Raw genomic sequence first — 19,038 nt, 5'->3', positions numbered from 1 at the left:
AGTTTCACCGCCTAGGCGGTGAAACTGCCGCCCGGCGAGGACGCTCAGGCCTTGCGACGCCGCGCAGACGGCTTCCGGTCGCTGGGCTTGGTGACCGGCTCACCCGCCTCGAGCAGCGCGGCGCGGCGGTCCGCGCCGAAGCCGGCGAGGGCCTCGACGAGCAGCTCGACGTCCGGCTTGGGCGCCAGGACGTCGACCCGCAGGCCGTGCTCCTCGGCGGTCTTGGCCGTGGCGGGCCCGATCACCGCGATGATCGTCGACGGGTGCGGCTTGCCGGCGATGCCGACCAGGTTGCGCACGGTCGAGGACGACGTGAAGACGACCGCGTCGAACTTGCCGGTTTTGATCGCGTCGCGGGTCGGCGCCGGCGGCGGGGCCGCGCGGACGGTGCGGTAGGCGGTGACGTCGTCGCACTCCCAGCCGAGGTCGATCAGGCCGGCGACGAGGTTCTCGGTGGCGATGTCGGCGCGCGGGAGGAAGACCCGGTTGATCGGGTCGAGCACCTCGTCGTACTCCGGCCACACCTCGAGGAGACCGGCGGCGGACTGCTCGCCCGAGGGGACGAGGTCGGCGCGCAGGCCCCAGTCGGCGATCGCCTGGGCGGTCTTGTCGCCGACGGCGGCGATCTTGAGGCCGGAGAAGGCGCGGGCGTCGAGGCCGTACTCCTCGAACTTCTCGCGCACCGCCTTGACCGCGTTGACCGAGGTGAAGGCGATCCACTCGTAGCGGCCCTCGACCAGGCCGCGGACGGCCTTGTCCATCTGCTGCGGGTTGCGCGGCGGCTCGACGGAGATCGTGGGGACCTCCTCAGGGACGCCGCCGAACTCGCGGATCCGGTTCGACAGCGAGGCGGACTGCTCCTTGGTGCGGGGCACCAGGACGCGCCAGCCGAAGATCGGCTTGGTCTCGAACCACGAGAGCTTCTCGCGCAGGTCGACCACGGCGCCGATGACGACGATGGCCGGCGGCGAGATCCGGGCGGCGCGGGCGTCGGCGGCGATGTGCTCGAGCGTCGAGGTGATCGTCTGCTGCTCGGTGGTGGTGCCGACCCGGGTCATCGCGACGGGGGTCTGCGGCGAGCGGCCGATGGCGACGAGCTGCTTGGCGATGTCGCCGATCTGGCCGACGGCCGAGAGCAGGACGAGGGTCGGGGTGTCGGCGTACCGGCTCCAGTCGACCTTGTCGCCGCAGGTGACCACGGCCATCTCGCGGTGGTCCTTGGTGGTCAGCGGGATGCCGGCGTACGCCGGGACCGCGGCGACCGACGAGACGCCGGGGACGACCTCGAAGCCGAGGTTCGCCTTGGCGACCGCCTGCGCCTCCTCGGGACCCGAGGCGTAGAGGAACGGGTCGCCACCCAGCAGGCGGACGACGCGCAGGCCGCGCTTGGCCTGCTTGACGACGACCTTGGCGCGGGCGGCGTGGGTGAGCGGCTGCCCGTCCTCGCCGAAGCCGCCGTCGACGATCTCGGCCTCGACCGGCTCGACCGGCTGCTCGCCGGGCGCGACCACCCGGTTGGCGGCGGCCCGGTTGCGGATGATCCGGACCATGTCGGCGTGCCCGGCGTCCTCGGTGATGATGACGTCGGCGTCCTCGATGAGCTTCACGGCGCGCACCGTCAGCAGGTCGGGGTCACCGGGTCCGGTGCCGACGAAGGCGACACCTCCGGGCTGGGCGGCCTGGGGAGCGGCGGGAGTCGGGGCGGCCTTCTTGGCCGCGGTGGCTCGCGTCATGCGTTGTGCACCTCTGCAGATCGTGCGGACGGGTGGGAAGTCGATTCGGGGGTGGCCAGCAGCTCGGCGGCGCCGTCGGCCAGCATCTCGGCGGCCAGCGCCTCGCCGAGCGCGGTCCCGGCGGCGGGCCAGCCGGCCGGGTCGGCGCCGAGGGGCGCCGCGGCGGAGCGGCGGACGGAGAGTCCCCCGTCCGCGGTCAGGACGACGGCCCGCAGCCACAGCTCGGGACCGTCGTCGCCCTCGGCGAGGTCGGCGAGGGCACCGATCGGCGCCGCGCAGCCGCCCTCGAGGACGGCCATCACGGTGCGCTCGGCGTGGATGGCGGCGCGGGTCGCCGGGTCGTCGAGCACGGCCAGCGCGGCGAGGGTCGCGGTGTCGTCGCTGCGGCACTCGACGGCGAGCGCGCCCTGCCCGGGGGCGGGGAGGACCTGGAGCGGGTCGAGCACCTCGGTGACGTCGTCGAGCCGGCCGAGCCGGGCCAGGCCGGCCCGGGCGAGCACGACGGCGTCGAGGACGCCCTCGCGGACCCGGCCGATCCGGGTGTCGACGTTGCCGCGCAGGCCGAGCAGCTCGACGCCGAGACCGAGCGCCTCGATCTGGGCGACCCGGCGCGGGGAGCCGGTGCCGACCTTGCTGCCCGGGGGCAGCTCGCCGAGGGTGAGGCCGTCGCGGGCGACGATGACGTCGCGCGGGTCCTCGCGGGGCGGGATCGCGGCGAGCGTGATGCCCTCGGTCGGGTAGGTCGGCAGGTCCTTGAGCGAGTGGACCGCGACGTCGACCTCGCCGGCGAGCAGCGCGTCGCGCAGCGCACTGACGAAGACGCCCGTCGAGGGCGCGCCGACCAGCGAGGTGCCGGCGGCCTGGCTGCGGTCGCCGTCGGTGGTGATCTCGACCAGCGTGGTCGGGACGCCGAGCTTCTCGGTGAGCGCGGCGGCGACGTGGCCGGACTGGGTGGTGGCGAGGGTGCTGCGGCGGGTGCCGATGCGCAGGGTCATGAGGTGCCCTCCTCGACGACGACGGGACGGGTGACCGCGTCGACCGCCTCGGGGTCGAGCGCGAAGAGCTCGGCGAGCGCGGCCGCGTAGGACACGGCGCCCTGCTCGTTGGCGAGCTCCTTGACCCGGACGGTGGGCTCGTGGAGCAGCTTGTCGGCGACCCGGCGCACGGTGTGCCGGATCTCGGCGCGGGTGGCCTCGTCGAGGTCGGGCAGGCGCGCGTCGAGGCGGGTCATCTCGGCGTCGACGACCGAGGTGGCCATCGAGCGGAGCGCGACCACGGTGGGCGTCACGCTGGCCTGGCGGCGGGCGGCGAGGAAGGCGGTGACCTCCTCGCCGAGGATCCGGCGCACCTCCTGGACCTCGCGGCCGGTCGGGCCGCCGTGGAGCACCTCGGCGAGCTCGGCCAGGCCGACCCGCGAGACGCCCGGCAGGTCGACGACGTCGAGCGCGATGTCGTGGGGCAGGGCGAGGTCGATGAGCGCGAGCGGCCGGTCGGACCCGGCGCGGGCGGCCTCGAGCTGGGCCCGGTCGACGACCGTGCCCGACGAACCGGTGCAGCTGATGACGACGTCGGCGCGGCCGAGCTCGTCGCCCAGGTCGGCGAGGCGGACCGCCTGCCCGGCGTACTGGACGGCGAGGCGGACCGCGCGGTCGACCGACCGGTTGACGATGGCGAGGTGCCCGGCGCCGAGGCGCTGGGCGGTCGCGGTGGCGAGGCCGGCCATCGCGCCGGCGCCGACCACGACGACGTACTTGCCCTCGAGGGGGCCGACTGTCTTGGCGGTCTCGTCGAGCGCGGCGCTGACCAGCGTGGGGGCGACCTGGTCGATCTCGGTCTCGGCACGGGTCCGCTTGCCGACCCGCAGCGCCTGCTGGAAGAGCGAGTTGAGGGCGGGACCGACGGTGCCGAGCTCCTGCCCGCGGCGCAGCGCCTCGCGGGTCTGGCCGAGGATCTGGCCCTCGCCGACCGCCATCGAGTCGAGGCCGGCGGCGACCTGGAAGAGGTGCGAGATCGCGCCGTCGTCGTAGTGCACGTAGAGGTGCGGGAGCATCGCCTCGGTGGTGCCGCCGGCGCGGTCGACGAGCAGCCGCGAGAGCTGCTCGATGCTGCCGTGGAAGCGCTCGACCTCGGTGTAGATCTCGAGCCGGTTGCAGGTGGCGATGACCGTCGCCTCGGTGACGTGCTCGCACGCCGCCGCGTCGGCCATCAGCTTGTGCACGCCGTCGTCGTCGAGGGCGACCTGCTCGAGCAGCGACACGGGGGCGGAGTTGTGGGAGATCCCGACGACCAGCACGCTCATGCCGCACCTCCTCCGGCCGCGTCGACGCCGTCGGCGGCGGCTGCGGCCGCCTCGGCTCCGCCGTTGGCCTTGCGCTGCTCGTGGTAGGCGAGGATCTGCAGCTCGATCGACAGGTCCACCTTGCGCACGTCGACCCCCTCGGGCACCGCCACGACGGCCGGTGCGAAGTTCAGGATGCTGGTGATGCCGATGCCGACCATCCGGTCGGCGACGTCCTGCGCGGCGTGCGCCGGGGTGGCGATGACGCCGATCGCGACGTCGTGCTCGCGGACGATCTCGTCGAGGTCGTCGAAGGGACGCACCGCGATGTCGGCCACGGTGCGACCGACCAGTGCCGGGTCGGCGTCGAGCAGCGCGACGACCCGGAAGCCGCGGCTGCGGAAGCCGGAGTAGTTCGCCAGGGCGTGGCCCAGGTTGCCGATGCCGACGATGACGACGGGCCAGTCCTGGGTGACGCCGATCTCACGGGCGATCTGGTAGCGGAGGTAGTCGACGTCGTAGCCGACTCCGCGGGTGCCGTAGCTGCCGAGGTAGGACAGGTCCTTGCGCAGCTTGGCGGAATTGACGCCCGCCGCCGTCGCGAGATCCTCGCTCGAACAGGTGCGAATGCCGTTGTCGGCCAGGGCCGTCAGCGCCCGCAGGTAGACGGGCAGCCGGGCGACCGTGGCCTCCGGGATCACCCGGGCGGCATCCGTCGAACTCCGTGTGGTCACAGCTCCGCTTTCCAGCCGGACCCAACCGATCATCGGGGCCCGGCTCGATCACTGTAGGAGTTTGTGAACGTGAGAACAAAATGCGCGGGAGCGCAACTCGACAGACGTCAGGTCGGTCACATCGCGGGCGGGACGGGTGCCTCGTCGCCGCGGTGCTCGACCGGCCAGACCACGAAGCGGTAGGCGAGGAAGTTGAGCACGAGGCTGCAGGCGATCGAGGCGAGCTTGGCCACCCAGATCCGGACGTCGCCCGCGCCCATGCCGCCCAGCGCGACGTCCGGCCCGCGCTCGAGCAGCCACAGCCAGCCGTGGATGAGCAGCGGCTGGGCGACCCACATCACGAGCCCGGTCGAGGCGACGAACAGGACCGCGTGGCGCAGCGTGAGCCGCTCGGCGCGGAAGGTGAACAGCCCGTTGACCACGAAGCTGAACACCATGCCCGCGCTGCTGGAGACGAAGTTCGCCAGCGTGATCCCGAGGCTGCCGTGCAGGAGCACGAACACGACGGTGTCGATCGCCGTGTTGCAGACCCCGACCGCGGCGAACCGGACGGCGGTCGCGCGGTGGCCGTGGTCGCTCAGCGCACCGCTCCCTTCGAGCCGGTCCCGTCGCGCGCGACCATGGCCAGCGTGTAGAGCGGGCGGTCCTGGGTCTCGATGTAGACCCGGCCGAGGTAGCTGCCGATCACGCCCATCATGATCAGCTGGATGCCGCTGAGCATGAACATGCCGACGCCGAGGAACGCCCAGCCGGGAACCGACTCGTCGGGCTTGAAGACCCGGACGAAGAGCACGTAGCAGCCGAGCAGCAGGCTGAACGCCGAGATCGCGAAGCCGAAGCGGGAGATCATCTTGAGCGGCGTCGTGGAGAAGCCGAGGATGCCGCTGGCCGCGAAGTTGAGCATCTTGCGCAGGGGGTAGCCGGTCTCGCCCGCGTGGCGCTCGTCGCGGTCGAAGAGCAGCGCCTCCTGGCGGAAGCCGACGTGCGCGACGATGCCGCGCAGGAAGCGGTCGTGCTCGCGGTAGCGCGAGACCTCCGCCACGACGCGCGCGTCCATGAGCCGGAAGTCGCCGACGTTGCGCGGGATCTCGATCGAGGCGAGCCGGTCGAGCACCCAGTAGAAGCCCCACGCGGTGGCCCGCTTGAAGGGCGTGTCCTTGCGCGTGCGCCGCTGGGCGTAGACCACGTCGACGCCGGCCTCCCAGCGCTCGATCATCTCCAGGCTCACCCGCGGCGGGTCCTGCAGGTCGGTGTCCATCACGATCACCGCGTCGGCGTCGCCGGCCTGGGCGACGAGGTCGAGCCCGGCGGTCACCGCGAGCTGGTGGCCGAAGTTGCGCGAGAACTGGACGACGCTCACCCGTGGGTCCTGCGCGCGGAGGTCGACGAGCCGCTCGAGCGAGGCGTCGCGGGAGCCGTCGTCGACGTACACGAACTCGAACGCGAGGTCCGGTCGCTTGTCGGTCGCCTCGACCAGGGCGGCGTGGAAGACGCCGATGTTCTCCTCCTCGTTGTAGACGGGGAGGACGTAGGCGACCCGGCGGGGACCGGAGGGGGAGGCGTCGTCGTGCATGACGTCGAACCTAGAGGATCGCCGCGCCGATCAGCACGACCACGACGACCGCCGTGGCGGCGCTGAGCAGCACCTGGAACCGGCCGAGCCACCGCTCGACCGCCACGTCGTTCGCGCCGACGACGCCGTCGGGTGCGCGGGGCGCCCCGGACCGGGCGAGCTCGCGCTCGCGCAGGAGGGAGAAGGCGCCGATGGCGAGCATCGGCGCGGCGGTGGTCCAGTAGCGGCCGCCGGCGATGTGCACGAACGGCTGGATGAGCAGCCCGCCGAGCGCCACCTTGGTCAGGACGTCGAGCACCCGCGCCTCGATGCTGCGCCGGGCCTGGAAGAGCAGCGAGACGAGCCCGAGCACGAACATCGGTACGTAGAGCGCCCAGGTGAAGATGTCGGCCGTCAGCTCACCGGCCCGGCCGAAGGCACCGCGCCCCTCGGGCGGCGCGAGGTAGCGCGTGAAGTTGGTCGGCTGCAGGGAGTAGGCGCCGAGGTTGTGCACGACCTGGTCGAGGTAGTGCGACGCGGTGAGATCGCGGGTGGCGTAGTCCGACATCACCTTGAGCGTGTCGACCTCGCTCGTGTCGGTCGCGCGGCCGAGCTCGCGGGCGTAGCGCAGCGGCCGGAACCACAGGGTGCTGTCGGGATCGCAGGGACCGAAGCAGACCTCCTTGCGGTCGCCGAACGTGTTGGCCATGACCGTCGGGACGGTCGTCGTGGTGATCACCCGGCCGTCGAGGGTCTGGGAGGCGTAGATCGACCAGGGCGCGAGCAGCACCACGAAGACGAAGCCGGCGAGCCCGGCGGCGCCGAGCGCGCGGAGCCGGACCCGGCCGCGCAGCAGCAGCACCGCGGCGACGAGGGTCAGGAGACCGAGCGCGGCCAGCAGCACCGACGTGCTGGACCGCAGGTACAGGACGACGATGGCGAGCAGGCCGAGCACGAGGCCCTCGCGCAGCGTGGGTGCCTCACCCTGGCGCAGGCCCCGGAACATCGTGAAGAGGTGCGCGACGAGCAGCACGAGGAGCAGCCCGGCGCACAGGTCGCCCCACGAGGCGTAGGTGAACACGATCCAGCTGGGGATCAGGCCCGGGAAGACGGCGATCACGCAGGCCCAGCCGGGACCGATCCGCCGGGCGACCACGCGCAGCACCGTGATGAAGAGGGCGAGCGTGACCAGGCCGAGGTAGCCGCGCACGAGCCACATCGGTGCGTCGGGGAAGAGCAGGTAGACCGGAGCCACCAGGATCGGCATGCCCGGCATGAACCACCCGGAGGCGACCACGTTGCGCTCGAGCTCGGCACTGTCGGGCGAGGTGAACCCGAAGAGGTCGCGCACGGCGTTGGACAGCGCCATGCCGCCGTTGAGGTAGGCCTGCTCGTCGCCGTGGGGTGCGGCATCCATGACGAGCGGGAAGATGACGATCTTGGCGACCACGTGGGCGACGACCAGCCACCCGAGGAGGACGTCGTAGCGAGGTAGCCAGGTGGGTCGGGCGGCGAGCAGGCGGGTCACCGGGTTGCCTCCCCCTTCTCGGGCCAGCGCTTCGTCGACTTGGGATCGCTGCAGACCGGGTCGTCCTGGGCCGCCGCGACGACCGGCAGGTCGAGCACGAACTCGCCGCGCACGAGCGTGTCGGCGCTCGTGTCGGGCAGCTCGGTGACCAGTGCCCGGACGCTCTGGTCGCCCTTGGTCAGCACCACGGCGACCCCGTCGCCGTCGTCCTCGCGCGGGCCCTCGGTGAAGCCGACCGCGGTGAACGCACCGACGATCCGGGCGAGCGCCTCGTCGCGGTCGACCAGGTCGTACTGGCCGCGCAGCTCGCGCCGCTCGCCGTCGGGCGTGGCGTGGTCGCCGTCGCGGCGGATCTGGTGGGGCAGGTCGAGCTGCGCCCCGTCGGGCAGCGGGAAGCAGCCGGTCGCGAGCGCGTCGGGCGGCAGCAGCGGCCGGTAGTTGTTCGTGGGCTCCGCGCGCCCGAACTCGTGGCTCAGCAGCAGGAGCACGAGGACGACGACGGTCGCGACGCCGCCCACGACCCAGCGGGCACGAGCAGGCAGGAGAGGAGACACACCCATGGTGCGCCCGAGGATACGTTCACCCCTGCAGCGCGCGGCGGAGCCGGTCCGGGCTCACCCTCCAGAAGTCGTGCTGGCGGCCGTCGACGAAGGTCACCGGGATCTCGTGGGCGAACCGGTCGGCGAGCGCGGGGTCGTCGTCGATGGAGACCTCGGTGTAGCTCTCCCCCAGCTCGGCGCAGACCGCCTCGATCACCGCACGGGCGTCGTCGCACAGGTGGCAGCCCGGCCGCCCGTAGAGGGTGACCCGGGGCACGGGGGCGCTCACTCGAGGATCCCCAGCGCCTTGCGCCGCTCCTGGCCGCGCAGCTGACCCTTGCGGATCTTGCCGGTGACCGTGCGCGGCAGCGTCTCGACGACCTCGACCCGCACCGGCCGCTTGTACGGCGCCAGGTGCTCCTCGGCCCGCGCCCGGACCGCCGCGGCGACGGACTCCGGGTCGGCAGCCGGATCGTCCGGGACGACGTAGGCGACGACCGCCTCGCCGGTGTGCTCGTCGGGCGTGCCGAGCACGGCCGCCTGGCGGACCTCGGCGACCTCGCCGAGCACCGCCTCGACCTCGCTCGGGTAGACGTTGAAGCCGGAGACGATGATGAGCTCCTTGACCCGGTCGACGAGGAAGAGGTCGCCGTCGGCGTCGAGGAAGCCGACGTCGCCGGTCGACCACCAGCCGTCGGCCCCCGGGCCGTCGGCCCCCTCGGGCCAGTAGCCGCTGAACAGGTTGCGTCCCCGGATCTGGATCTCGCCGGGATCGTCGGCGGCGGAGCCGTCGACGGGCACGCCCTCGTCGTCGACCAGGCGCAGCTCGATCCCGTCGAGCGCGGCGCCCACCGAGCCGGGCTTGACCGTGGCCGAGCGCAGCGTGCTGGTGACCACCGGCGAGGCCTCGGTGAGCCCGTAGCCCTGGTGCACCGGCACCCGGACGGCGGCGCTGAACTCCTCGACCGTCTCGGCCGGCAGCGGCGCCGAGCCGGACAGGATCATCCGCACCGGGCCGAGCCGCTCGGCGAGGGCGTCGACGTGGCGCCACGCGGCGAACACCGGCGGGGCGACGGGGACGACGCTGCACGCCTCGTCCTCGATCAGGTCGAGCGTGCCCTCGGGGTCGAAGCGGTCGGTCAGCACGAGCTTGGCCCGGTGCCGGATCACGCCACCGAGAACGGCGCCGAGGCCGTAGACGTGGAAGAGCGGCAGCACGCCCAGCACCACGTCGTCGGAGTGGATCATCGGCGGCTCGACGGTGGCGACCTGGTCGACGTTGGCGAGCAGGGCGCGGTGGGTCAGCATCGCGGCGCGCGGCAGGCCCGACGTGCCGCTCGTGTAGAGCAGGACGGCGAGCTTCTCGGGGTCGAGCAGCGGCGGGACCGGGCGGGGCTCCTCGGCCCGCAGGTCGTCGTACGCGAGCTCGTCGGGGGCGGGCTCCCCCAGCACGACGAGGCGCGGCAGCGGGCGGGACTCGTCGTGCGCGGCGGCAGCCACCTCGCTGCGGCCCACGGCGGACCGGACCGGGACCGCCGTCCGCTCGTCGACCACGACCATCCGGGAGCCGGAGTCGACCAGCATCCCGGCCAGCTCGACGACCGTCGAGCCCGGGTTGACGGGCACCGCGACGGCCTGCGCCCGCAGCACCCCGAGGTACGTCGTCACGAACTCGATCCGGTTGCCCAGCACGATCATCACCCGGTGCCCGGCGAGGACGCCGGCGGCCCCCAGGCCGGTCGCGACCCGGCTCACCTCGTCGTCCAGCTCGGCCCAGGTCAGCCCCCGCCCGCCCGCCTCGACGACGGCCAGCCGGTCGGGATGGTCGGCTGCGGCCGCCGCGACGAGGGCGGCCACGTCGGGCGTGGCGGGAGCGTCCTGCTGCGACATAGGGGGATCCTACGCGCGGCGCGCAGGCCCCTCGGCGGCACGCGATGCCCACTAGGCTGCCGCCATGGTCCCGCCCGCCGACCGCCCCCGACGGCTGAACCTCCAGCAGCGCTCGACGCTCGCCGGAGAGGCCGCGGCTGCCGCCGCCGAGGTCGAGAACGCGCTCAGCCACCCCGCCGACACCCGGGCCGCGGCCTTCTTCGACGTCGACAACACGGTGATGCAGGGCGCGAGCATCTTCCACCTCGCCCGGGGGCTCTACCGGCGCAAGTTCTTCACCACCCGCGACATCCTCGGGGCGGCGTACAAGCAGGCCTACTTCCGCATCGTCGGCGTCGAGGACCCCGAGCACGTCGCCGAGGCGCGCAACTCCGCGCTCGCGTTCATCGCCGGGCACACCGTGCAGGAGATCGAGGAGGTCGGCGAGGAGATCTTCGACGAGGCGATGGCCCACCGGATCTGGCCCGGTACCCGCGCGCTCGCCCAGATGCACCTCGACGAGGGCCAGCGGGTCTGGCTGGTCACCGCCGCGCCGATCGAGATCGCCGGCCTCATCGCCCGCCGGCTCGGCCTGACCGGCGCCCTGGGCACCGTCGCCGAGCACGTCGACGGCGTCTACACCGGCCAGCTCGTCGGCGACATGCTGCACGGGCCGGCCAAGGCGGTCGCGGTCCAGGCGCTGGCCGAGCGCGAGGGCCTCGACCTGTCGCTCTGCTCGGCCTACAGCGACTCCTACAACGACCTGCCGATGCTCAGCCTGGTCGGCGACCCCTGCGCGATCAACCCCGACGCCAGGCTGCGCGCCCACGCCCGGGCCCAGGGCTGGCGGATCCGCGACTACCGGACCGGGCGCAAGGCGGCGCGGGCCGGCCTCATCGTCGGCTCGGCCGCCACCGGGGCCGCCGTGGCCGGCGCGCTCGTCCGGCGCCAGGTGCGCCGCCACCTCTGAGAAACCCGACCGGATCCGGGTGAAACGGTTTCGTCCATTCGGGTACCACTGCGCAAGGGTCTGCCTTAGTATCCCCATTTGGGGGACAACGGGAGGGGACCGGGCATGACCTGGCAGCACAACGACGTCGCGCGCGGGCTCGAAGCCCTGCGTGCGGCTGTGCTCGCTGCACTCACTCCTCCGCCTGCCCTCGCGCTCGCCGGCGGCGCCGCGCCGTCCCGGTCGGCCGGGCGGGGCGACCACTGGCTGCTGAGCGAGGCGCACGCCGAGAGCGACACCTTCGACCGGCCCACCGCCGGCGAGTACGGCGACGCCACGCTCGCCACGTCGTCCGAGGACTCCCCCGAGGCCCGCGAGCGGCTGATCGCGCTCGTCGAGCTGGCCCGGGGCGGCGACGCCGAGGCGTTCGGCCTGCTCTACGACCACTACCAGCCGTCGGTCTACCGGTTCCTCTACTACCGGACCCGCTCCGTGGTGGTCGCCGAGGACCTGTGCTCCGAGACGTTCTTCCGCGCGCTGCGCAACATGTCGTCCTTCCGCTGGCAGGGCAAGGACTTCGGCGCCTGGCTGATGACCATCGCCCGCAACCTCGCGACGGACCACTTCAAGGCGGGGCGCACCCGCCTGGAGATGACCACCGAGGACATGGGCCAGCACGACGACGCCACCGAGGGCCCCGAGAACGCGGTCCTCGCCACGCTCACCAACGAGATCCTGCTCGAGTCGCTCACCAAGCTGCCCAACGAGCAGCGGGACTGCCTCATCATGAGGTTCCTCCAGGGCATGAGCATCGCCGAGACGGCGGCCGCCCTCGGCCGCAGCGACGGCGCCATCAAGCAGCTCCAGCTGCGCGGCGTGCGCAACCTCGCCAAGCTGATGCCGGAGGGGCTGCGATGACGCCCCGCGCCGCCACGCTCGCCATGGTCACAACGGACTATGGCGCTGCGTCCGTTCGGACCGTAACCAGCGGGACCCTCGATTCGTTGGATGTTCGTAACGACCCGACTCGAGGACGGACATGGTGATGCGCGGGAATGCCGGAGCACGGGGCGCCGAGGAGTTCGACGCCCTCGTCTCCTCTGGCCGGGCAGGCGACCACGAGGCCTACGCCGACCTGCTCGAGCTCGTCGCCGCGCTGCGCGCGGTGCCGCCCGTCGAGGCCCGCCCCGAGTTCGTCTCCTCGCTGCGCACCCAGCTGGTCGCGGCCGCCGAGCGTGAGCCGGCCCGCGCCGACGAGGCGCTCGCCGTCCGGCTCACCCCGCGCCAGCGCCGCGGCGCCCGTGAGCGCCGTCTCGCCGCGCTCGTCGGCGGCTTCGCCGTCGTCGCGGCCACCGGCTCGATGGCCATGGCCGCCCAGGACGCACTGCCCGGCGACGTGCTCTACCCGGTCAAGCGCGCGATCGAGAACGCCCAGACCAACCTCCAGGGCAACGGCGCCTCCAAGGCCGAGACCCTCATCGCGCACGCCGAGGCCCGGCTCACCGAGGTCCAGGAGCTCACCGCCCGTGGCGCCGACGACGACGCCATCAGCAGCACGCTGCAAGACTTCACCGACCAGGCCAAGCAGGCCTCCGAGCTGGCGCTCGACGACTACGCCGCCACCGGCAAGCCCGCCCGCATCGCCGACCTGCGCAGCTTCGCCCGCAGCAGCATGGCCGGCCTGGCCCAGCTCGGCCCCGACGTGCCGGCCGCCAGCCGCCCGATCCTGATCACCGCCACCCAGACGATCCGGCAGATCGACGCCGCCGCCTGGGAGGCCTGTCCGACCTGTGCCGACGGCGCGGTGACCGAGGTCCCCGACTTCGCCACGCTCCCGCTGAGCGCGGTGCTGAGCGGCAACGCCCCGGGCACCGCCTCGGTCTCCAAGGTGGGCACCCCGGGCGGCCCGGCCAAGCCGGAGAAGAAGCCCGCGGGTCAGCAGCCCACGACCCCGCCGCCGAGCACCACGACACCGCCGGCGAACGTGCCGGTCGACGTCCCCACCGACGTGCCCACCACCAAGGGCCTCATCGACGGGCTCCTCGAGCCGATCACCAACGGCGGCAAGAAGCCGCCGGCCAGCGGCGGCAACGGTGGCGGTGGCGGCAGCACGCCGACCGCGCCGTCCAGCACGCTCCCGCTGCTCGACGGCGTGACGAGCCTGCTCGGCGGGCTGCTCGGCACCACCAAGTAGCACCTGCCGGCCCGCCCGTCAGCGGAAGACGGACTCCCGCTCGCGCAGCAGGCTGTAGAGCGTGTGCTGGATGGTCTCGCGGACCTGGTCGGTCACGTTGAAGACCAGCATCGGGTCCTCGGCCGCGCCGGCGTCGTACTCGTCGGTGCGGATGGGCTCGCCGAACTCGAGCAGCCACTTCGAGGGCAGCGGGACCAGGCCGAGCGGGCCGAGCCACGGGAAGAGCGGCGTGATCGGGATGTAGGGCACGCCGAGCAGGCGGGCCAGCGAGGGGATGTTGCCGACGAGCGGGTAGATCTCCTCGGCACCCACCACCGACAGCGGGATGATCGGGACGCCGGTGCGCAGGGCCGCCGAGACGAACCCGCCGCGGCCGAAGCGCTGGAGCTTGTAGCGGTCCGAGAACGGCTTGCCGATGCCCTTGAAGCCCTCGGGCCACACGCCGACGAGCTTGCCGTCGCTGAGCATCCGCTCGGCGTCCTCGTTGCAGGCCAGGGTGGCGCCGCCCTTGCGGGCCAGGCTGCCGACGACGGGGAGCCGGAAGACCAGGTCGGCGCCGAGCGGGCGGAGGTGCCGGCCGGTGTGGTCGTGGATCGAGACCATCGTCATCAGGCCGTCGACCGGGATCGTGCCGGAGTGGTTCGAGACGACGAGCGCGCCGCCCTCGGCGGGGATGTTCTCGACGCCGCGGACCTCGATCCGGAACCACTTCTGGGCGAGCGGGCGCAGCGCGGCCATGAAGAAGCGCTCGGTGACCTCGGCGTCGAAGCCGTACTCGTCGACGGCGTAGTCACCGGTGAGCCGGCGGCGCAGGAACGCCAGGAAGCGGGCCAGCTGGGGCTCCCACTGGTCGCCGAAGAGCTCCTTGCTCGCGTGCTGGAAGGCGGCGAGCCAGTCGCCGGCCGGGATGCCGGCGAGCGGACTGGTGCCGCGCTCCGCGGTGCGGGCGGGGGCCGCGGCGACCGTCGGCAGCACCGGGGTGTCGTCGGCCGGAGCGGTCGCGATCACGGGCTGGTCGGCGTCGGGCTGCTTCTCGGCGGCCGGCTTCTTCGCGGCCGGCTTGTCGGCCGCGGGCGCCTTGCGGGCGGGCGCACCCGACTTGGGCGCCAGGCCGCGGGCCGCGGCGGAGGGCCGCTTGCCGGTGCCGCGGCCGGGCTGGCCGCGGGTGCCGATCGGGATGATCTCGGCATCACCCATGAGGACCTCCGGCGACGGTGAGCGAGGCGGGACGGTCGTCGTCGACCGGGGGCAGGCGCTCGGCGAGCGCACCGAGGACGCGCTCGGCGCGGCGGCCGCCGGGCGGCAGCGCCGCGGCGAACTCGCAGAAGGCGGCGTCGGTGCCGTAGCGCGGCTCGAACCCGAGCTCGGTGCGCATCCGGGTGGTGTCGACGCCGCGACCGTAGGTCAGGAAGGCGACGAGCTCGGGCGAGAGGTCGGCGACGCGGGCCGACTTGAGCGCCGAGCCGAGGCCGCCGAAGGCGAAGCCGGGGACAGGGACGCTGGTGCGCCCGGCCCGGCGCAGCGCCTGGGAGAGCATCATCAGGCCGTCGCCGGCGACGTTGAAGGTGCCACCGCGGTCCTCGTGGACGGCGTGGCGCAGCACCCGGTTGAGGTCGCTCTCGTGGAGGAACTGCAACCGCGGGTCGAAGCCGAGCACGGTGGGGATCACCGGCAGCCGGAAGTACGACGTCAGCGGGCTGACCACCCGCGGACCGATCACGTTCGCGCAGCGCAGGAGCGTCACCGACACGTCGGGACGCCGGCGCGCGAAGCCGCGCACGTACTGCTCGACCTCGCTGACGTCCTTGGCGTACCCGGTGCGCGCGGGACGCCGCGGCTCCATGTCCTCGGTGAACATGGCGGGGTCGCGGCTGCTGGCGCCGTAGGCGATCGTCGAGGACTTCACCACGAGTGAGCGCAGGCCCTCGGCCTTCTGGCACGCCGCGAGGAGCTGCATCGTCCCGATGACGTTGAGCTCTTTCATGGTGCCGCGGGCGCCGGCGGAGCCGGGCGTCGCGATCACGCTCATGTGGACGACGGTGTCGACGTCCTCTTTCGCGATGACCTTCGCGATGACCGGGTTGCGGATGTCCGCGCGCACGAAGGTGACGTCGCCGAGGTCACCCCGCGGCGGGATGACGTCGACGCCGATCACCCGGTCGATGCCGGGGTCGGCGGCAAGGGTGCGTGCCAGGGTGCGCCCGAGGTCGCGAGAGACCCCGGTGACCAGAACCGTGCGTCCGGTGCCCATTCCACCGACTCCTCGGATCAGGCCGGTGCGCAGCTGCGCACCGGCGCGGCGAGCACGCCCCGAGCGCCCGGCTTACTTGCCGAGCTTGCGACGCTGAACGCGCGTCTTCTTCAGCAGCTTGCGGTGCTTCTTCTTCGCCATGCGCTTGCGGCGCTTCTTGATGACAGAACCCACGTGGAACCTCTCCGGATCGCCGAGCGACACGCGCTCGGCGGACGTACGTCGCACCGGGTAGACCCCGGAGCACCGGGTCAGCCTATCCGGCACCGCGTGACCGCGGTGAATCAGCGCAGGAGATGGGACGAAGATCGCACCGCTGCCACCGGCAGGGGGCGGACCCGCGCCGGCGCTCAGCCGGCCGAGTAGAAGGACTTGCGAAGGTACTCGTCGACGTCGTGCTCGGTGACCCGGAACGACCGGCCGACGCGGACCGCCGGGAGGTCCCCGTTGTGGACCAGTCGGTAGACGGTCATCTTCGACACCCTCATGACCGAGGCGACCTCGGCGATGGTGAGGAACTTCGGGTCCGGGAGGGACTCGGTGCGCTCGCGCGACGGAGGAGCCATGACCAACCAGCTTTCTGCGCGTCCGTCACCGCCTTCCCCAGCTGTGAACCCTGCGGACGCCTCGTGAGTGAGAGTAGAGCCAGATGTGACTGATGGGGAAGAGATTCATCAGTGAAACTTTTGAGGGCCCGGCGTGTCGCCTTGACCGAAGCCGGATCGCATCGGCCATCCCTCCACGGTGCCACCGCCGTCGCGCGCGGACAACCGGGCCGCTCCGGGTGACCGTCCGCGGCTCTTGTCGTACATGCATGTTCGACTTATGATCTCGAACATTACTGTTCGACTTAGGAGTCGCCATGTCCACCGCAGCCGCCCCCGCCGCCGGCCCACCCCCGGTCGCGCCCGCCGAGCCCGACCCCCGCCGGTGGGGCACCCTCGCCCTGCTGGGCACGGCCCAGCTCATGCTGATCGTCGACGTCACCGTCGTCGCGATCGCCCTCCCCCACGTCGGGGCCGACCTCGGGCTCAGCCGGGCGTCGACCACCTGGGTGGTCAGCGCCTACACGCTCGCGTTCGGCGGGCTCATGCTGCTCGGCGGACGGGTCAGCGACCTGCTCGGCTCGCGGCCGGTCGTGCTGACCGGGCTCGTCGTGTTCACCGCCGCCTCGCTCGCGGCCGGCCTGGCCGGCTCCCCGGAGGTGCTCGTCGGCAGCCGGGTCGCCCAGGGCGTCGGCGCCGCACTGCTCTCCCCCGCCGCGCTGTCCGCGCTGCTGCGCCTGTTCGACGGCGAGGAGCGGCACCGCGCGCTCGGCGTGTGGTCCGCGCTGGGCGGCGGCGGGGCCGCGCTCGGCGTCCTGCTCGGCGGGCTCCTCACCGCGGGCCCCGGCTGGCCGTGGGTCTTCTACGTCAACGTGCCCCTCGGCCTCGTCGTCGCCGTCGGGCTCGCCCGGCGTCTCCCGGCCGGCCCCGGTACCCACGCCCGCGCCGGGACGACGCCCACCTCGGCCCGTCTCGACCTGCTCGGCGCCGCGCTGGTCACCGCCGCCACCGGCACCGCGATCTACGCCCTCATCGGCGCCGGCGACCACGGCTGGACCGGCGGCCGCACGCTCGGGCTGCTCGCCGGCGCGGTCGTCCTCTACGTCCTGTTCGGGGTGCGCCAGCGCACCGCGAGCTCGCCGCTGATGGACCTGCGGCTGCTCACCCGCCGCCCGGTCGCCTCCGGCACCTTCCTCGTCGTGACCGCGACCGCGCTGATGGTGGCCGGCTTCTTCCTCGGCACCTTCTACCTGCAGCACCACGCGGGCCACGGCGCGCTCGTCACCGGGCTGCTGTTCCTCCCGGTCGCGCTCGCCACCGTCGTCGGCGCGACCGCGGGCGGGCACCTCCTCCAGCGCCTCGGCGCCCGGGCCCTCGCCACGGCCGGGTTCGTCCTCGCGGCGGGCGGCTTCGTCGTCCCGGCGCTGACCGACGGGAGCACGGCGGTCGTCGCCGGCACGACGACGGCCGCGCTCGGGCTCGGCGTCCTCTTCGTCGCCGCCTCCGCGACCGCGCTCGGCCACGTCTCCCCCCACGAGTCCGGGATCGTGTCGGGGATCGTCAGCACCTTCCACGAGCTCGGTGCCTCGCTCGGCGCCGCGGTGATCTCCAGCGTCGCCGCGGTCAGCATCGCCGGGAGCACCGCGAGCGGCTTCGTGCACGGCTTCGCCGTCGCCGCCGCGGTGGCGGGCGTCGCGGCCCTCGTCTCGCTCGCCGCCGTCCCGGGACGTGCGCGATGAGCGGCCGGCAGGTCCGCAGGTTCGCGCTCCACTACGGCGAGATGGTCGCCGCCATGCTCCTCGGCATGCTCGTCCTCTGGCCGGTCTGGATGCTCGCCACCGGCGCGGCGCCCGACGGCTCGTGGCTGCGCTCGGCCACGGTCGAGACGCTCGTCATGGCCACGACCATGGCGGTCCCCATGGCCGGCTGGATGCGGTTCCGCGGGCACCGCTGGGCGCCGGTGCTCGAGATGTGCGCCGTCATGTACGCCGGCTTCGCGGTCGCCGTCCCCCTCCACTGGACCGGCGTGGTCGACGCCGGCGGCCTGATGCTGGTCGGGCACGTGGCGATGTTCGTGCTCATGCTGGGGGCGATGGCCTGGCGGTGGGAGGAGTACGCCGGCTGCCACCGGCGCCCTACGATCACTGCATCGTGACCACCCGACCCCTCCGTGCCGACGCGCGCCGCAACGTGGAGGCGATCCTCGACGCCGCCACCACCTGCCTGGCGCGCGACCCCGACGCGAGCATCAACGACATCGCCAAGGCGGCCGGCGTCGGCCGGGTCACGCTCTACGGCCACTTCGAGTCGCGCGCGGTCCTCGTCGCCGCCGTCGTCGCGCGCGCCATGGCCGAGGCCGAGGCCTCGCTGCGCGGCGTCGACCTCACCGGCGACCCGGCCGCCGCGCTGGTCCGGCTCATCGACGCGAGCTGGCAGACCACCCTCCGGTACGGCGCCCTGGTGGTCGCCGCCGAGAAGAGCATGCCGGTCGCCGATATGGCCGCGGCCCACGACGAGCCGCGGGAGCGGGTCCGCGGGCTCCTCGAGCACGGCCGCGCGGAGGGCCGGTTCCGCACCGACCTCCCGGTCTCGTGGCTCGTCACCACCCTGCACACGGTCACCCACGCCGCCGCCACCTCCGTGTACGACGGCGAGCTCGCCCCCGACGAGGCCGCCCGGGCGATCGCGGCGACCATGCTCGGCCTGCTCACCCCGCCGGGCGAGGTGGTCCCCGACGTCGACATCCTGCGCGGCGTGGGATGATCGAGACGTGTCGACCCCGCTGATCTCCTCGCAGCTGCTGTGGTGGCGCGCCTGACGGCGGCCGCCTCCTCGACACACCTCTCACACCGGCCGCCCACGGGCG

The 19,038-nt window shown here is 73.3% G+C and carries 20 protein-coding genes; 6 read left to right on the top strand and 14 right to left on the bottom strand.

What is annotated here, in order from left to right:
* Positions 1-44: 44 nt before the first annotated feature.
* From BM223_RS21810 to BM223_RS21765, 10 genes are all read right to left on the bottom strand, one after another.
* Positions 45-1,733, bottom strand: coding sequence for a bifunctional uroporphyrinogen-III C-methyltransferase/uroporphyrinogen-III synthase (locus BM223_RS21810; RefSeq protein WP_038676706.1), 1,689 nt, complete (start codon positions 1,731-1,733; stop codon positions 45-47).
* A complete protein-coding gene (gene hemC, locus BM223_RS21805) occupies positions 1,730-2,728 on the bottom strand; it encodes a hydroxymethylbilane synthase (protein WP_052138202.1) in 999 nt (332 codons plus the stop codon). The genes BM223_RS21810 and hemC overlap by 4 nt, the downstream gene beginning before the upstream one ends.
* The gene (locus BM223_RS21800; protein WP_038676704.1) at positions 2,725-4,032 is read right to left on the bottom strand and encodes a glutamyl-tRNA reductase; all 1,308 of its coding nucleotides are present in this window, start codon (positions 4,030-4,032) and stop codon (positions 2,725-2,727) included. The genes hemC and BM223_RS21800 overlap by 4 nt, the downstream gene beginning before the upstream one ends.
* A complete protein-coding gene (locus BM223_RS21795; RefSeq protein WP_200887059.1) occupies positions 4,029-4,778 on the bottom strand; it encodes a redox-sensing transcriptional repressor Rex in 750 nt (249 codons plus the stop codon). The genes BM223_RS21800 and BM223_RS21795 overlap by 4 nt, the downstream gene beginning before the upstream one ends.
* Before the next feature lie 83 nt (positions 4,779-4,861).
* Entirely contained in the window at positions 4,862-5,326 is a 465-nt protein-coding gene (locus BM223_RS21790; protein ID WP_075018722.1) for a GtrA family protein, read from the bottom strand.
* Entirely contained in the window at positions 5,323-6,318 is a 996-nt protein-coding gene (locus BM223_RS21785) for a glycosyltransferase family 2 protein (protein WP_075018710.1), read from the bottom strand. Before BM223_RS21785 ends, BM223_RS21790 begins: the two co-directional genes overlap by 4 nt.
* Positions 6,319-6,328: 10 nt before the next feature.
* The gene (locus BM223_RS21780; RefSeq protein ID WP_038676701.1) at positions 6,329-7,825 is read right to left on the bottom strand and encodes a DUF7982 domain-containing protein; all 1,497 of its coding nucleotides are present in this window, start codon (positions 7,823-7,825) and stop codon (positions 6,329-6,331) included.
* The gene (locus tag BM223_RS21775) at positions 7,822-8,385 is read right to left on the bottom strand and encodes a hypothetical protein (RefSeq protein ID WP_141267153.1); all 564 of its coding nucleotides are present in this window, start codon (positions 8,383-8,385) and stop codon (positions 7,822-7,824) included. The genes BM223_RS21780 and BM223_RS21775 overlap by 4 nt, the downstream gene beginning before the upstream one ends.
* A gap of 19 nt (positions 8,386-8,404) precedes the next feature.
* The gene (locus BM223_RS21770) at positions 8,405-8,653 is read right to left on the bottom strand and encodes a glutaredoxin family protein (RefSeq protein ID WP_038676697.1); all 249 of its coding nucleotides are present in this window, start codon (positions 8,651-8,653) and stop codon (positions 8,405-8,407) included.
* On the bottom strand, positions 8,650-10,254 hold the full coding sequence (locus tag BM223_RS21765; RefSeq protein WP_038676695.1) for a class I adenylate-forming enzyme family protein: 1,605 nt from the start codon (positions 10,252-10,254) through the stop codon (positions 8,650-8,652). Before BM223_RS21765 ends, BM223_RS21770 begins: the two co-directional genes overlap by 4 nt.
* 64 nt (positions 10,255-10,318) lie before the next feature.
* Here BM223_RS21765 and BM223_RS21760 point away from each other — a divergent pair, with 64 nt between their 5' ends.
* The 3 genes from BM223_RS21760 to BM223_RS21750 all read left to right on the top strand — a co-directional run bounded on the left by BM223_RS21760 (position 10,319) and on the right by BM223_RS21750 (position 13,376).
* Positions 10,319-11,203, top strand: a complete 885-nt coding sequence (locus BM223_RS21760; RefSeq protein ID WP_052138200.1) for an HAD family hydrolase — start codon at positions 10,319-10,321, stop codon at positions 11,201-11,203.
* Between the two features lie 105 nt (positions 11,204-11,308).
* The gene (locus BM223_RS21755) at positions 11,309-12,100 is read left to right on the top strand and encodes a sigma-70 family RNA polymerase sigma factor (RefSeq protein ID WP_038676694.1); all 792 of its coding nucleotides are present in this window, start codon (positions 11,309-11,311) and stop codon (positions 12,098-12,100) included.
* A 121-nt stretch (positions 12,101-12,221) separates the two neighbouring features.
* Positions 12,222-13,376, top strand: a complete 1,155-nt coding sequence (locus BM223_RS21750; protein ID WP_052138199.1) for a DUF5667 domain-containing protein — start codon at positions 12,222-12,224, stop codon at positions 13,374-13,376.
* An 18-nt stretch (positions 13,377-13,394) separates the two neighbouring features.
* Here the strand turns inward: BM223_RS21750 and BM223_RS21745 are convergent, their stop codons facing one another.
* From BM223_RS21745 to BM223_RS21730, 4 genes are all read right to left on the bottom strand, one after another.
* Complete coding sequence (locus BM223_RS21745; protein ID WP_038676692.1) at positions 13,395-14,573, bottom strand: lysophospholipid acyltransferase family protein; 1,179 nt, start codon at positions 14,571-14,573, stop codon at positions 13,395-13,397.
* A complete protein-coding gene (locus BM223_RS21740) occupies positions 14,566-15,627 on the bottom strand; it encodes an NAD-dependent epimerase/dehydratase family protein (protein WP_038676690.1) in 1,062 nt (353 codons plus the stop codon). The genes BM223_RS21745 and BM223_RS21740 overlap by 8 nt, the downstream gene beginning before the upstream one ends.
* Positions 15,628-15,699: 72 nt before the next feature.
* Positions 15,700-15,801: a 30S ribosomal protein bS22 gene (locus tag BM223_RS21735; RefSeq protein WP_008356322.1), complete on the bottom strand. Its 102-nt coding sequence runs from the start codon at positions 15,799-15,801 to the stop codon at positions 15,700-15,702.
* 176 nt (positions 15,802-15,977) lie between these two features.
* Positions 15,978-16,193: a helix-turn-helix domain-containing protein gene (locus BM223_RS21730; protein ID WP_038676689.1), complete on the bottom strand. Its 216-nt coding sequence runs from the start codon at positions 16,191-16,193 to the stop codon at positions 15,978-15,980.
* 296 nt (positions 16,194-16,489) lie between these two features.
* Here BM223_RS21730 and BM223_RS21725 point away from each other — a divergent pair, with 296 nt between their 5' ends.
* The 3 genes from BM223_RS21725 to BM223_RS21715 are packed head-to-tail and all read left to right on the top strand — an operon-like array spanning position 16,490 to position 18,935.
* The gene (locus BM223_RS21725; RefSeq protein ID WP_038676686.1) at positions 16,490-17,911 is read left to right on the top strand and encodes an MFS transporter; all 1,422 of its coding nucleotides are present in this window, start codon (positions 16,490-16,492) and stop codon (positions 17,909-17,911) included.
* Positions 17,908-18,327, top strand: a complete 420-nt coding sequence (locus BM223_RS21720) for a hypothetical protein (protein WP_038676683.1) — start codon at positions 17,908-17,910, stop codon at positions 18,325-18,327. Before BM223_RS21725 ends, BM223_RS21720 begins: the two co-directional genes overlap by 4 nt.
* The gene (locus BM223_RS21715) at positions 18,324-18,935 is read left to right on the top strand and encodes a TetR/AcrR family transcriptional regulator (RefSeq protein WP_038676681.1); all 612 of its coding nucleotides are present in this window, start codon (positions 18,324-18,326) and stop codon (positions 18,933-18,935) included. The genes BM223_RS21720 and BM223_RS21715 overlap by 4 nt, the downstream gene beginning before the upstream one ends.
* Positions 18,936-19,038 lie beyond the last annotated feature (103 nt).

It is taken from the genome of Pimelobacter simplex (assembly GCF_900114845.1).
Lineage (GTDB): Bacteria > Actinomycetota > Actinomycetes > Propionibacteriales > Nocardioidaceae > Nocardioides > Nocardioides simplex.
Note: the sequence above shows the minus strand (reverse complement) of the source record. Positions and strands in the feature narration are given on the sequence as shown.